The sequence below is a fragment of the Dactylosporangium sp. CA-052675 genome (assembly GCF_050947935.1).
Classification (GTDB): domain Bacteria; phylum Actinomycetota; class Actinomycetes; order Mycobacteriales; family Micromonosporaceae; genus Dactylosporangium.
On the sequence record NZ_CP192010.1, the window covers coordinates 3478789 to 3493087 of the forward strand.

At 73.0% G+C, this 14299-nt stretch carries 8 protein-coding genes; 4 read left to right on the forward strand and 4 right to left on the reverse strand.

Going from position 1 to position 14299, the window contains the following annotated elements:
* Window positions 1–108: 108 nt before the first annotated feature.
* Window positions 109–513 carry a globin domain-containing protein gene (locus tag ACQP1P_RS15880; protein WP_433087432.1) on the reverse strand — a complete coding sequence of 135 codons (405 nt, stop codon included), beginning with the start codon at window positions 511–513 and terminating at the stop codon, window positions 109–111.
* Window positions 510–3128 (reverse strand): LuxR C-terminal-related transcriptional regulator, encoded by a 2619-nt coding sequence (locus ACQP1P_RS15885; protein ID WP_433087433.1) that lies wholly within the window; start codon window positions 3126–3128, stop codon window positions 510–512. The genes ACQP1P_RS15880 and ACQP1P_RS15885 overlap by 4 nt, the downstream gene beginning before the upstream one ends.
* A gap of 257 nt (window positions 3129–3385) precedes the next feature.
* Here ACQP1P_RS15885 and ACQP1P_RS15890 point away from each other — a divergent pair, with 257 nt between their 5' ends.
* Window positions 3386–4768, forward strand: a complete 1383-nt coding sequence (locus tag ACQP1P_RS15890) for an FAD-dependent oxidoreductase (protein ID WP_433087434.1) — start codon at window positions 3386–3388, stop codon at window positions 4766–4768.
* Window positions 4769–4964: 196 nt separating this feature from the next.
* Window positions 4965–7769, forward strand: a complete 2805-nt coding sequence (locus ACQP1P_RS15895) for a BTAD domain-containing putative transcriptional regulator (RefSeq protein WP_433087435.1) — start codon at window positions 4965–4967, stop codon at window positions 7767–7769.
* Window position 7770: 1 nt separating this feature from the next.
* Here ACQP1P_RS15895 and ACQP1P_RS15900 read toward each other — a convergent pair whose 3' ends face one another.
* Together ACQP1P_RS15900 and ACQP1P_RS15905 are read right to left on the reverse strand one after the other, a co-directional pair.
* Window positions 7771–8991, reverse strand: a complete 1221-nt coding sequence (locus ACQP1P_RS15900) for an NAD(P)/FAD-dependent oxidoreductase (protein ID WP_433087436.1) — start codon at window positions 8989–8991, stop codon at window positions 7771–7773.
* 358 nt (window positions 8992–9349) lie between these two features.
* Window positions 9350–10399, reverse strand: a complete 1050-nt coding sequence (locus ACQP1P_RS15905) for a GAF domain-containing sensor histidine kinase (RefSeq protein WP_433087437.1) — start codon at window positions 10397–10399, stop codon at window positions 9350–9352.
* A 621-nt stretch (window positions 10400–11020) separates the two neighbouring features.
* On the opposite strand from ACQP1P_RS15905, the gene ACQP1P_RS15910 reads away from it, so the two are divergent.
* Both ACQP1P_RS15910 and ACQP1P_RS15915 read left to right on the forward strand, forming a co-directional pair.
* On the forward strand, window positions 11021–12811 hold the full coding sequence (locus ACQP1P_RS15910; protein WP_433087438.1) for a cellulase family glycosylhydrolase: 1791 nt from the start codon (window positions 11021–11023) through the stop codon (window positions 12809–12811).
* A 104-nt stretch (window positions 12812–12915) separates the two neighbouring features.
* Window positions 12916–14226, forward strand: coding sequence for an ABC transporter substrate-binding protein (locus tag ACQP1P_RS15915; RefSeq protein ID WP_433087439.1), 1311 nt, complete (start codon window positions 12916–12918; stop codon window positions 14224–14226).
* The last annotated feature ends 73 nt before the right edge of the window (window positions 14227–14299 follow it).

The window sequence follows — 14299 nt, forward strand, 5'->3', positions numbered from 1 at the left end:
CGGCGCGTTCGGAACGGCGGCCAGTGCCGTGCCCGGGACGCGGGGCGTGGGAGCCGAGCGCTTCGGCAACCTGGACCCGGACTGCTCGCGGTGACGGGTCGGGCCGCATCAGCGGAGGTTGAGCAGCATCGCTTCGGTGATCATGTCGTAGGCGGCGGTCCAGGCGAGCTCGTGCGCGTCGGTCCAGGTCGGCCCCAGCTCGGCGGCGATCGTGGCGATGAGGACGGTGCGGACCTGGCCGTAGTGGGCGACCCGGACGCCGTAGCCGGCGTGGCGGGTGCCGAGCCGGGCCGCGCCGGCCAGGAACGCCGAGACGTCGGGCAGCGCCACCACTAGGGCGTGCAGCTCGTCGGCGAACTTGGCGCGCTGGCGGGTCAGGTCGGCCGGGAACATCGCGCGCAGGTCCGGGTAGCGCTCGAACAGCCTGGCGTAGAACGCGTCGGCGACCTGCGGCAGCCGCGGGCGGATCAGCTCGACGTCGTGCAGCACCAGGTCCACGTGTTCCGGTGTCATCGCTCGTCCTCCTCCGGCGTTGGCCCGATCCGCAGCGCGGCGGCGAGCTCGCCGCGGTTGGAGACCCCGAGCTTGGTGTAGGCGCTCTGCAGATGGTTGTTGACGGTCCGGACCGACAGGTAGAGCTGCTCGGCGATCGTCCGGCTCGGATGGCCCTTCGCGGCCAGCACCGCGATCTCGCGTTCGCGGGTGCTCAGCGGCGTCGTGGTCACCGGCCGCAGCAGGCCCGGGGTGCGCACGTCCGGGCAGCGGGCCAGCCACTGCGCGGCCAGCACGCCGGCCCGCGACCGCAGGCGCCCGTCGCCCGTGGCGGCGGCGTGGGTGGCCGTCTCGGCGGCGACGAGCAGCGCGTCCAGGGCGGCGTAGCGGTGTGCGGCCGCCAGCAGCGCGCCGCCGTCGCCGCGGACCGCCGCCTCGGCGTGGGCGCGGACCGTGGCGGTCCATTCGCTGGCCCAGGGCAGGTTCCGCAGCCGGTCGAGCGCGTACTCGGGGCGGCCGAGGCGGACCATGTCGTGCAGGAGCCGGAACGCGCGCGTGTACGCACCGACCTGGGTGCACCGCTCGGCCGTGCGCACGAGCCGGGTCAGCGCGGCCGGCACGTTGCCGTGCTGGGCGTCGACCCAGGCCAGGGCCCGCTGCTGCTGGATCGCCGGGCCGGCCGTGTCGGACGCGACGGCGTCGAGGCCCGCGGTCAGCCGCTCGAGCGCGGGCCGGTCCACCGCACCGGCGAGCGCGGTCGCCATCACGAGGCCGGCGACGGCGCTGCGGACCGCGTCGGAGGTGGCGACCGGCCCCGTCTCGCTCAGCGCCGCCCGGAACGCGACGGCCGCCGCGGCGACGTCGCCGCGGTCGAGCTGCGTCCAGCCCGCGATGGTGGCGAACATCGCGCTCAGCGAGCGGTCCCCGGCGGCGACGGCCTCGTCCTGGCCCTGGGCGCAGACGTCCAGCGCGGCGCCGAACTGCCCGCGCAGGTCCAGGACGGTGGCGAGGACGGTGAGGTGTACCGCCGCGGGTGGGGCCGCGCCGCCCGGCTCGGGCCGGGCGTGGCCGAGCCGGCACAGCTCCTCGGCCTCGTCCAGCCGGCCGAGCTCGGTCAGGCTCGCCGAGCGCACGTGCCAGGCGAGGGTCCCGCCGGCTGGTGCCGCGGCCGCGGCGTCACGGTGCGGAGGATCGACGGAGGCCAGCAGCTCCAGCGCCTCGCGGGGACGCCCGCCGTACGCCGACAGCATCGCCCGCGTGGCGAGGAGCCGCCCGTCGCCGGCCGAGTCGACGACGTCGGCCGCGGCCTGCAGGACCCGGTCAGCGTCGTCGAGCCGGCCGAGCCGGTACGCGAGGTTCAGGCTCCGGGTCACCGCCCACGCGGCGTAGGTTTCGGCGTCGGCGGCCGGATCGTCGGCGTCGGCGAGGGCCGCCTCCGCCCCGGCCGGATCGCCCTCGTCCACGAGGGTCTCGGCGAGCACGAGGCTCGCGCGCAGGTGCGGGGCGGTGCGCAGGACGGCGCCGGCCAGCCGCTTGGCCCGGGCGTTGTCGCGGGCCGCGCGGGCGGCGACCGCGGCCTCGGCCAGCAGGGCGGTGTCGCCGGCGCCGGTGGCGTCCAGCCGCCACGTCGCCAGCCGCAGCGGGTCGCTCGCGCGCCGGGCCCCGTAGGCGGTGACGCGGTCGATCTGGTCCAGCAGCATCCGGCGGGCGGCCAGGGTCGGGATGCTCTCGCGCAGGATCGCGCCGTGCAGCGGATGGGCCAGGGCGATCTGGTGGCGGCGCTGCTCGACCCGCACCACGATCCATTCACGCGCCTCGAGGCCGGGCAGGCCGGCCGCCGGGAACTGCGCGGCCACGTCGTCCGCGCCGAGCGGGCCGCAGACCGCGAGCAGGTCCAGCACCTGCCGGTCGGGCTCGGGGAGCTCGGCCAGGCGGCGCCGGACGATGGCGGCCACTCCGGCGCCGGGTCGTAGCGGCGCGCGCAGCGCCCACACCCCGCCGGTGCCGACCAGCGCGCCGTCCTCGAGGGCGCCGAGGACGAGCTCCCGCAGGTACAGCGCGTTGCCCCGGCTGGCGTCCCACAGCGCCAGCGACGTCGGGGCGGTCACCGGCCCGAGCAGGCTCAGGTGCAGCAGGCGGTCGCAGGCGCCGCGGTCGAGCCCGCCCAGCTCGATGCGGGTGGCCTGCCCGGCCCGCCAGAGCGCGTCGAGCGGCTCCGGCGGCGCGGCGGGGGTCGCCACGGTCGCCACGACGAAGATGGCCCGCTGCTGCAGCAGGTGCGCCAGCAGTACCGTGGAGGCCGGATCCAGCAGATCGGCGTCATCGACGGCGATCACCACGCGGCGCCCGCCGAACGTCGTGCGAAGGTGCTCCCGGCACGCGCCCAGCAGCGTGACCGGGTCGTCGAGCCCGGCGCCGGCCGGCAGCAGCGCCGCGACCGCCGACAGCGGGATCGCGGCCGCGGCCACGGAAACCGCGATGTGCAGCACCGGCCACCCGTCGTCGCGGGCGCGCCGCAGCGCCTCCCGCGCCAGCCGCGACTTGCCGACCCCCGAGCGGCCGGTGATGATGACCGCGCCGTGGTCGGCGTCGGCCAGGGCGTCGGCGATGCGCTCCAGCTCGGCGTGCCTGCTCACGAACGGCCATGCCGTTACGGCCCTGCCCACGACACCACCCGTCCGCGTCCGCCGCACGGGCCGTGCGAGCGTCCCTTGTGGTGCCAGCATGCCACGGCCGGCCGCGTCGGGACTGGACGAAACCCGACACCCGCGGTGAGTAGTCGGCTCGGCGACGGCCGTCGATGAGTAAGCGTTGCTCAGGCGCGACGCTCCCGGTCCCGGCTGTGATTGCGGTAGGGCGGGCAGACGGCTCGCCATCGATCCAGGGAGTTGTCATGGCAAGCAACGACCGCCGCGGCCACGCCGTCGTGCTGGGCTCCAGCATCTCGGGCCTGCTCGCCGCCCGGGTGCTCAGCGACGCGTTCGCCAAGGTGACGGTGGTGGACCGCGACGAGTTGCCGGAGGCGGCGGTCACCCGCCGCTGCGTGCCGCAGGGTGCGCACGGCCACGGGCTGCTCGCCGCCGGGCACGCGGCCCTGACGGAGCTGTTCGACGGCTTCGCGACCGACGTGGCCGCGCTCGGCGGCATCCCGGTCGACATCCAGCGCGACCTGCTGTGGATCTCCGACGGGCGCCCGCTGCGCAACGCGGAGTCCGGGCTGCGCGGCCTGTGCCTGAGCCGCCCGGCAATCGAGGGCTACGTGCGGTCCCGCGTGGCCGCGCTGCCCAACGTCGAGATCCGCGCCGAGCACGAGGCCGTCGGGCTGCTGAGCACGCCGGACCGCCGCCGGGTCACCGGCGCCCGGGTGCTGCCCAGGGGCGGCGCCGTGCAGGAGCTCGCGGCCGACCTGGTCGTCGACGCGACCGGGCGCGGCAACCGCGGCCCGACGTGGCTGGCCGAGCTGGGCTATGCGGCACCGGCCGAGGAGACCGTCGACGCCAACATGGTCTACGTGACGCGCGAGTTCCGCCGCACGCCGGGCGACACGCCGTACGCGGCGCTGATGCAGAGCCCGTGGCCGGGCCAGCCGTACGGGGTCGTGGCCATCAGCGTGGAGGGCGAGCGCCGGCAGGTCACCCTGCTCGGCTGCGGTCCGGGCATCACGCTGCCGAGCGATGTGGACGAGTTCGTCGCCTTCGCGGGCCGGCTGCCCGACCGGCGAGTGCACGACCTCATCGCGGGCGCGGAGCCGCTCGGCCCGCCGCACCGGATGCGGCTGCCGGTCAGCGTCCGCCGCCGCTACGAGCAGCTCGACCGGCGGCCCGAGGGGCTGGTGTCGGTCGGGGACGCGCTGTGCTCGTTCAACCCGGCCTACGGCCAGGGCATGACCATCGCCGCCGCCGAGGCCCTGGTGCTGCGCGACTGCCTGGCCCGCGGCCGCCGGGACGTGCCGCGCCGGTTCTATGCCGGGGCCGCGCGGCTGCTGCAGGCCCCGTGGGAGATCGCCGTCGGCGGCGACCTGCGCTTCGACCACGTCGACGGTGTGCGCTCGCGCCGGACGAGGTTCATCAACGCGTACATCGGCCGGGTCTTCCGCGCCGCCGAGCACGACGCGGTGGTCGGCCGGGCATTCCTGCGGGTCGCCAACCTGATGGCCGCGCCGCCGAGCCTGTTCGCGCCCGCGGTCGTGGCCCGGGTGCTGCGCGGCGGCCGCCCGGCCGCGGACGAACAGGCGCCGCTGGCCACGCGGTCGAGCGAGGACGCGGTCCGCGTCTGACGGGCCCGGGGACGGGGCCGGAGTCGCGTTCGGCGGCACGCGGTGTTGGCGCAGGTGGGGAGGGCAGGGGCGGCGGCGACGACGGGCTCGGGCCTACGATCGCGGAAGTCAACCGCGGTTCGAGCTGTGCGACGCCGTACGCAGCCGGTGCGGCACCCGCATCAGCGGCAACGGACGAAGGAGGATCGACGAGACGTTGGAGTTCCAGTTGCTCGGCAGTATCGAGGCACACCGGGGCGAGGCGCCGATCGAGGTCGGACATGCCCGGCAGCGCGCGGTGCTGGCGGCGTTGCTGGTCGACGCCGGCGACGTCGTGCGGGCCGACCAGCTCGTCGAGCGGGTGTGGGGCGCCCGGCCGCCGCAGCGGGCGCAGCCGACGCTGTACAGCTACCTGTCGCGTCTGCGCCGCACCCTGACCGCAGCGTCGGGCCGGCCGTTGCTGCACCGCCGCTCCGGCGGTTACCTGCTGGAGATCGACCGGCTGACCGTTGACCTGCACCTGTTTCGGAGCCTGTGCACGCAGGCCCGCTCCGTGGCCGACGACGATACGGCCTCGGCCCTGCTCGGCGAGGCGCTCGGCCTCTGGCGCGGCGACGCTTTCGCCGGCCTCGACACGCCGTACTTCAACCTGCAGCGCGACGCCGCCGACCAGGAGCGGCTCGCCGCCGAACTGGACCGTTGCGACATCCGGCTGCGCCTCGGGCACCACGGTGAGCTGCTGGCCGAGCTGCTCACCAAGGCCGAGGCGTATCCGCTGGACGAGCGAGCGGCGGGCCAGTTCATGCTCGCGTTGTTCCGCAGCGGCCGTGTCGCCGACGCGCTGGCCCACTTCCGGCTGATTCGGCAGCGGCTGAAGGAGGAGCTGGGCAGCGACCCGGGCATGGCACTGCAGCAGCTGCACGAGCGGATTCTCGCCGCTGACCCGGCGCTCGATGCGGCGAACGCGCCGGCGGCGCTGGCCCGGTCTCAGGTGCAGACCCCGCGTCAGTTGCCGGCGCCACCCGCGGTCTTCGTCGGCCGGGCCGGGGAGATCGCTGAGCTGGACCGGGTCGCCCGCACCGGTGACGTCATGGGAATCGCGGTCATCGGCGGTACCGGCGGGATCGGCAAGACGTCGCTCGCGTTGCACTGGGCGCACCGCAACATCGACCGCTTCCCTGCCGGGCAGCTGTACGCCGACCTCCGCGGCTTCGATCCGGCCGGGAACCCGGTTCCCGCATCGGTCGCCCTCCACGGCTTCCTCGAGGCGCTGGGGGTCGCGCCGGCCGAGATCCCGGCGGACCTGCCGAGCCGGGCAGCGCTGTACCGCAGCCTCGTCGTGGGCCGGCGGATGCTGATCCTGCTCGACAACGCCAACAGCACGGCGCAGGTCGAGCCGCTGCTGCCCGGCAGCCCCGTCTGCATGGTCCTGGTCACCGGTCGCCGGCAGTTCGCCGGGCTGGTCACCGCGTACGGCGCCCGGCCGCTCGCCCTGGACACGCTGCCCATGCACGAGGGGCAGCAACTGCTCGTGCACCACCTCGGCCGGCATCGGGCGACGCGCGAGCCCCAGGCCGTCGCCGCGCTCGTGGCGCACTGCGCGGGGCTGCCGCTGGCCACGAGCATCGTGGCGGCCCGGGCGCGCATCCAGTCCGGCCTCCCGCTGGCCGCGCTGGCGGAGGAGCTCGCCGACCGCTCGGCGCGGCTCGACGCCTTGGACGCCGACGACCTCAACGCGGACCTGCGGGCCGTGTTCTCCGCCTCGTACCAGGCTCTCGATCCCGACCTGATGCGAACGTTCGGCCTCCTGGGCGCCGCGCCGGGACCGGACATCAGCCTCTCCGCCGCCGTGGCGCTGACCGGCCGGTCCGCCGCCCGGACGCGGGTCGCGCTGCGCAGGCTGGCGGCCGCGTATCTGCTGCAGGAGCACACCGCCGGCCGCTACCGGATGCATGACCTCGTGCATCTGTACGCTGCCGAGCGTTGCGCATCCGATCAGGACGCCGCTGTCGTTGAAGCCGCGCGACACCGGCTGACGTCGTTCTACACCAGCGCCGCCCTCGCCGCCGACCGGCTGCTGTCGCCCCGGCGCACCCCGATCACGCCGGGCCCCGCGCCGGCACCACTGTCCGGCCTGCTCACCGACGCCGCCACGGCGATGGCCTGGTTCGAGGCGGAGCACGAGTGCCTGCTGGCCGAGCACCAGGACGCCGTGGAGCGTGGCTGGCACGCCGAGGTATGGCGGCTGGCCTGGGCCCTCGACACCTTCCAGTGGCGGCGAGGGTACCTGCACGTCCGCGTCGCCATGCTCCAGGCCACGATCGCCGCCACCCAGGCGCTGGCAAACCCGACGGACCTCGCCCTCAACCACCGGCTGCTGGGTCGCGCACACGTCCCGCTCGGCCGGCATGCACGTGCGCTGCACCATCTCCGGCGGGCGGCGGCCGGATACGAGGAGGCCGGCGATGCCGACGGCCAGGCGCAAACCCAGCTGAACCTCGCGCTCGCCTGCGAACACGTCGGCGATTACCGGCAGGCCCTCGTTCACGCGGACGCCAACCTGCGCATCCGGTCCACCCTCGGCAACCCTGCCCGCGAGGCCGAGGCATTGAACGCTCTCGGCTGGTACCACGCCCGCCTGCAGGACTACGAGGAGGCCGCCCGCTACTGCCACCGGGCCCTGGCCCTCTGCCGCGAGCAGGGGTTCCGCGAGGGGGAGGCGTACACCTGCGACAGCCTCGGCTACATCGCCCACCACAGCGGCCGGCACGCGTCGGCACTGCGGCACTATCTGCACGCCCTGACGCTGCGCCGCGAACTGGGCGACACCTACGAGGAAGCGGACACCCTGGTCCACCTCGGCGACGTGTACCGTGCCGTCGGCTGCACCGCCGACGCCATGAGCGCCTGGCAGGAGGCGCAGGCCCTCTACAACCTGCAGCAGCGCGCCCGTCAGGCCGCGAGTGTCGCGGAGAGGCTCCTCGGCGTGCGGGCCGGCCGGGCGCACGCAGAGACGGCCTGACTCACCCCGGTGCACCCGCCCGGAAGGACGACATGTCCGCGAACAGCTGCCGGTTGAACAGTTGCCCGGACTCGATGATGCCGGCGTTTATCGCGAAGTAGCGTCCGACAAGTTCCGGCCGGGTGCTCAGGAACCGTAGCACCTCCAGCCGGTACGGCGAGATGTCCAGCGCCCCGGCGAGCAGCGCCGTCTTGTACAGCGGGGTGAAGCGGGCCCTGCGTTGCTCGGCGAATCGGCGCAGCCCGTCACGCAACCGCGCCTCGTCGTGCAGACCGTCGGCCACGCAGTCGGCGAGCATCGCGGCCTGTTCGAACGCGTCGGTGATACCGCGTGCGGTGATGGAGTCCTTGTGGTGGCCGGCGTCGCCGACGAGAACCCAGCCCGGTCCGCAGGCCTGACGAAAGAAGTTCCGCTGATCGTTGGTCCCGCGCAGCCGTTCGGTACGGGTACTCGCGGCAATCCGTTCGAACAGACCGGGCGCGGTGGTGCGGATGTTGTCCAGGTAGGAGTCCCAGGCGTGCCCGCGGACCTGCGCGAACTCGGCGCTGGGGAAGTAGGTGCAGACCAGCGTCTGGTCGCCGTGCGTGGGCATCGCGCCGACGAGCCGGTGCGGCTGCTCGTAGAGCTCGAAGTCCTCTCCGATACCCGTCCAGTACGTGTAATAGATGCAGGTCAGCCGCGCGTCCCCGGACTCGGCGGGTGCACCGACCAGGTGCGCCACGGTCGACCGCATGCCGTCCGCGCCGACGACGAGCCCGGCGGCGACCGTGTCCCGGGCGCCGGCGGGGGTGCGGTAGGTGACGCCGGTCGCCCGTCCTCGGTCGAAGGTCACATCGAGCACCTCGCACCCGTCGCGCAGCTGGGCGCCCGCGCCGACCGCGGCATCCGCCAGCACCGCGTCGAGCACCTGGCGGCGCGGCGCGCAGCTGAAGCCGACCCCGTCCACCGCCGGCACCATCGCCTCGAGCCGGACGCCGCCGACCTGGTGCGAGATCCGCCGGATCGGGGGGCAGCCGGTGGCCGTCAAGGTATCCAGGAGCCCCCACTGGGCCAGCAGCGCCAGGCCCCCCGGGTGGATGTAGTGCGTCGACAGCGTGTCGCTCGGCAGGCTCGCCCGGTCCAGCAGCAGCACACGGTAGCCGCGACGGGCCAGCAGCAGGGCGGTCGAAGCCCCGGCGCAGCGAGCGCCGACGACCACGACGTCGTACCGTTCTCCCGTCACGGCGCACCGGCAAGACGCTGCCCGGCCGAGCTGGCCTCGACCGACACAGGCGCCTCCAACGTTGGCCGGAACATGACACCGGTCACCGGCCAGCCCGTCCCCGATGGCCGGGCGAGCGCCGATGCCGCCCAACGGTGTCCCTCCGGCACTGCGCGAATCTTGTAGAAAGCTTGAATCTGCTGCTCACGTCGGCGTCACCGGCACGGCGGCAGGGGCAGCTGCGAACCCGGGCTCCGGTGACGTCGACGCTGCGGGAGGCGCCGGCCGCCCGGATCCTCCACAGTGGAGTGTGTGCCGCGCCCGACGGTGGTGGTCAGTTGCCATGCCGAGCGGCGAGCGCGCGCCACGATGCTGGCGGTCAGTGAACGGCGAGGGGAAGCTCGACGTGGAGGGAGGTGCCGTGCCCGATCGGGCTGTCCAGCGTGATGGTTCCGCCTAGTGCTTCGACTCGATCGGCGAGCCCGGTGAGGCCGGAGCCGCATGCTGGGTCGGCGCCGCCGACGCCGTGGTCGCGCACCGTGATGTGGAGCCGGCCGTCGCTGACCGCGGTGGCGACGTGTACGACGGCGGCGTGTGCGTACTTGGTGGCGTTGGCCAGCGCCTCGGCCACGACGTAGTAGCCGGCCACCTCGACCGGTTCGGGCAGCCGGTCGGAGCAGACATCGAGCTGCACCGCGACGGCGGAACGGCGGGCGAGGGATTTCAGCGCTGGTCCCAGGCCTCCGTCGGACAGGATCGCGGGGTGGATGCCGCGGGAGATTTCCCGCAGCTCGTCCAGCGCGGCGGTCAGCCCGTCGGTGAGCGCGGACAGCCGTGCCCGCAGGTGGGACGTGCCGCTCGGCAGGTCCGCCTCGATCATGCGCGCGGCCACGGCCAGCGAGACCAGCCGCTGCTGGATGCCGTCGTGCAGGTCGCGTTCGATGCGTCGGCGGGCCTGGTCGGCCGCGATCACGACACGGGTCCGGGAGGCGACGAGGTCGGCTCGGGCCTGGGCGTTGGCGATCGCGGTGCCGACCAGGTCGGTGAAGTCCGCGATGCGCGCCTCGGCGTCGGCGGCCATTGGCTCTTCCCGCGTCGTGAAGGCCACGGTCAGCCCCCAGAGGCGTCCCTCAACGGCGATCGGGGCACCGACCGCCGAGCGGATCCCCAACCCGCGAATCTGCTCGGCGAGCGGGCCGGAACCACCCGCGTAGCTGTTGACTCGGACGGAACGGCCGGTGCGCCACACCTGAGCCGAGACAGGGCTGCCCTCCAGCGATCCGCGTGTGCCGACCGGGAGCCCCGAGCCACTGCTTGCCAGCACGGTGATCGTGCCGTCTGCCTCATAGCGGTCGATCACCGCACCGTCGGCGCCGATGAGTCGATCGAGCTCCGCGGCGACCGCGTCGAAGACCGCGGTCGGTGGCACGCCGCGCGCGACGAGCGTGGCGACACGACGCAGCGCCGCCTGTTGGTCAACGACTTGGGCGAGGTCGACAGGGCCTCCGTCCGTGCGAGCCCTCATCAGCAGCAGCCTAGCGTCTGGTACTCAGAGTTCCCTGCCAGCTTAGCTCCGGGCGCGGTTCGGCGACTCGTGGACGAAGCGGATCGCCGCAGGGACCTGTGCCTGTGGCGGTACGGATGACGTCCAAATGCATTGCGAACCGCGGACCCGGCCGTTCCGCCGGCGGGCGCCGCCGCGCTGGACCTGCCAACCGCAACGGTTCCTGATGCGGGCCCGCGGATCGTACGGCGAAGGGCCGGCACGCCGCCCGGCCCCAGCGGCACCCGTCGATCAGCACGGGAGGGAAGCGGCCATCGAGGCGAGGCCCGGGGGACCGGACTGCGGTGTTTCGAAAGTTTCACACCGGACCCGTGCGGCACCCGTCGGCTGCCGGTTCCCGCGCCCCATTGGCCAGGCTGTTCAGATGCACGGCTCACCGGCAGTTGCCCGCCACGGAGCCGCGCACCGCTGCTTGACTTAAAGGTTTAAGGCCTCCAGGTTCGTTGGCACGTCGATGGACGACGTCCCCAGGAACTAGGAGACCGCATGAGTCACCGAAAGGCGCTGTCGGCGTCCTGCGCTGCCGCCGTGCTGGTGGCGGCCGGCGTGGCGGCGGTCGCGCTGCCGGCCTCGGCCGCCGCCACCGGCTGCTCGGTCACGTACCAGAACCTCAATACGTGGCAGTCGTCGCCGACGGCGGGTGGCTTCACCACCACGCTCGCCATCAAGAACCTCGGCGACCCGATCAGCCACTGGACCCTGACGTTCACCCTGCCCGCCGGCCAGACCCGCACGAGCGGATGGAACGCCACCTTCACGGGTACCACCGCGATCACCGCCACCGACGCCGGCTGGAACGGATCGATCGCCACCGGCGCCACCGACACGAGCGTCGGCATGCAGGGCGAGTGGACCGGCGCCGCACCCCCGAGCCCGTTCCAGCAGCCGACCAACTTCGCGCTCAACGGGGTCGCGTGCACCGGCAGCTCCACCAGCCCAAGCCCGTCGACCAGCTCGTCCGGCGGCAACCGGGCGCCGACGGTCAGCCTGACCAGCCCGGCGGCCGGTCAGACCTACACCGCTCCCGCGACCGTCAGCTTTGCGGCCACCGCGAGCGACCCCGACGGCAGCATCGCGCGCGTCGAGTTCCTCAACGGCTCGACGGTGATCGACTCGGACACCTCCGCGCCGTACACGTTCTCCTGGCCGAACGTGACCGCCGGGACGTACTCGGTGAGCGCCCGCGCGGTGGACAACGCCGGCGCGGCGACGACCACCACCCCGGTCTCCATCAGGGTCGGCTCGGGCAACCCCGGCGGGGCTGCCCCGGCCCTGCACGTGTCCGGCAACCACCTGGTGACCGCCGCCGGCGCGAACTACCGGTTGCTGGGTGTCAACCGGGCAAGCGCCGAGTTCGCCTGCGTGCAGGGCAAGGGCATGTGGGACAGCGCGCAGCCCGACCAGGCCTCCGTGGACGCGATGAAGGCATGGAACATCCACGCCGTACGGGTCCCGCTGAACGAGGACTGCTGGCTGGGGACGTTCGGCACGCCCAGCGGCGCCACCTACCAACAGGCCGTCAAGGACTACGTGGATCTGCTCGTCGCCAACGGCATCAACCCGATCGTCGAGATGCACTGGAACCACGGCGCCTACACCGGCCAGGCGTCGGCCTGCTCGGATGTCAACGCGACCTGCCAGAAGCCGATGCCGGACGCGCAGTACGCGCCGACGTTCTGGACGCAGGTCGCCACCATGTTCAAGGGCAACAACGCGGTCGTCTTCGACCTGTTCAATGAGCCGTACCCGGACGCGGCCAACAACTGGACCGACGCCACTGCCGCGTGGAAGTGCCTGCGCGACGGCGGCACCTGCACCGGCATCGGCTACGCGGTGGCGGGCATGCAGACCCTGGTCAACACCGTCCGAGCCGCCGGCGCCACCAACATGATCATGGTTGCCGGGCTGACCTGGACCAACGACCTGACCCAGTGGCTGACCTACAAGCCCACCGACCCGGCCGGCAACATCATGGCGTCCTGGCACACGTACAACTTCAACGCCTGCGTCACCGTCGCGTGCTGGGACACCCAGATCGGTACGGTCGCCGCGCAGGTGCCGGTGACGGCCGGTGAGATCGGCCAGAACACCTGCGCGCACGACTACATCGACCAGGTGATGGCCTGGGCCGACGCGCACGGCGTCGGATACCTGGCGTGGACCTGGAATCCGTGGGGTTGCAGCCAGGGCAACGTGCTGATCAACGACTACACCGGCACGCCGACGGCCACCTTCGGTGAGGGCTTCAAGGCGCACCTGCTCACCCAGAACCCGTAACCACTCGCCAGCCGGACCAGGCCTGGCCGGGGCATCCCTCGTGAGCCTCGGCCGGGCCGGTCGCCGCATCAGGCGCTTAAACGTTAAAGCCCGGGAGAAGGCAGATGAACCTGCGATCGGCGGCCGTGCTGGCCGTGGCGCTGCTCTTGACGGTGACGGGTTGCTCCGGCGGCGGCAGCGACGGCACGGCCGCGGCCCCGACCGACCCGGCCAAGGTGAGCGGGGACATCACCGTGCTCACCCACAAGACCGACCTCGCGGCCGACGGCACCCTGGACCGGTACGCGGCCGAGTTCAACAAGATCTATCCCAACGTGCACGTCAAGTTCGAGGCGATCGTCGCCTACGAGACCGACGTCAAGGTCCGGATGAACAGCGACGACTACGGCGACGTGCTCATGATCCCGGGTGCCGTCCCGGTGCCCGACTACCCGAAGTTCTTCGCCCCGCTCGGCGACGCCACCGAGCTCAGCCAGAAGTACCGCTTCGTCGACAAGACCACGTACAACGGTCAGGTCTACGGCATCCCGACCAACGGCAACGCGAACGGCCTGGTCTACAACAAGGCGGTCTGGCAGCAGGCCGGGATCACCACGTGGCCCGCCACGTTGGAGGAGTTCCGCGCCGACCTGCAGGCGATCAGGTCGAAGACGTCAGCGACGCCGCTCTACACGATCTACCACGAGGGCTGGCCGATGACGGCCTGGCAGTTCAACCTGGGCTCCGGCAGCTGCGACACGAAGGCCAACGACAACCTCGCCGCCGACACGGCGCCGTGGGGCCCGGGCAAGGACCTGAACCAGATCGACTCGCTGCTCTACAACATGGTGCACGACAAGCTGGTAGAGGCCGACCCGACGACGACAGCCTGGGACGGCGGCGCCAAGAGCGGTATCGCCACCGGGAAGATCGGGACGCTGATGCTGGCGTCCTGGGCGATCTCGCAGATGAAGTCGGCCGCGAAGAAGGCCGGCAACGACCCGGCGGACATCGGCTTCATGCCGTGGCCGGCGCAGGTCAACGGGCACTACTGCTCGATCATTCAGCCCGACTACGCGCAGGCCGTCAGCATCCATTCCAAGCACAAGCAGGCCGCCCGGGCCTGGGTCGACTGGTTCGTCGACCAGAGCACCTTCGCGCAGGACGAGGCTCTGCTGCCGACGTTGAAGAGCGGGGCGCTGCCGCCGGAGCTCAAGGCCTACCAGGATGCGGGCGTTCAGTTCATCGAGCTGAGTCAGGAGAGGAACGCGCAGGTCTCCAAGATCGACAACGAGTCGGAGATCGGCCTGAACAAGCCCGACTACCGCCAGCACATCGTCGATCTGGCCCGGGGCGCGGCCGCCGGAACGCTGGACGCCTACTTCGCCGAGCTGAACAAGAAGTGGGCCGCCGCGATCAAGTCGGCGGGCGCCTGAGCGGCCGGGCGGGGCCGGGCCATCCGATCGCCGGCCCCGGCCGCCTGGGCCGCGGCACCAACATGATGAGCGA

Bases quoted from the DNA above. Each gene is read 5' to 3' on its own strand.
- ACQP1P_RS15880 (WP_433087432.1), bottom strand. From the start codon at position 513: ATGACACCGGAACACGTGGACCTGGTGCTGCACGACGTCGAGCTGATC.
- ACQP1P_RS15890 (WP_433087434.1), top strand. From the start codon at position 3,386: ATGGCAAGCAACGACCGCCGCGGCCACGCCGTCGTGCTGGGCTCCAGC.
- ACQP1P_RS15910 (WP_433087438.1), top strand. From the start codon at position 11,021: ATGAGTCACCGAAAGGCGCTGTCGGCGTCCTGCGCTGCCGCCGTGCTG.
- ACQP1P_RS15915 (WP_433087439.1), top strand. From the start codon at position 12,916: ATGAACCTGCGATCGGCGGCCGTGCTGGCCGTGGCGCTGCTCTTGACG.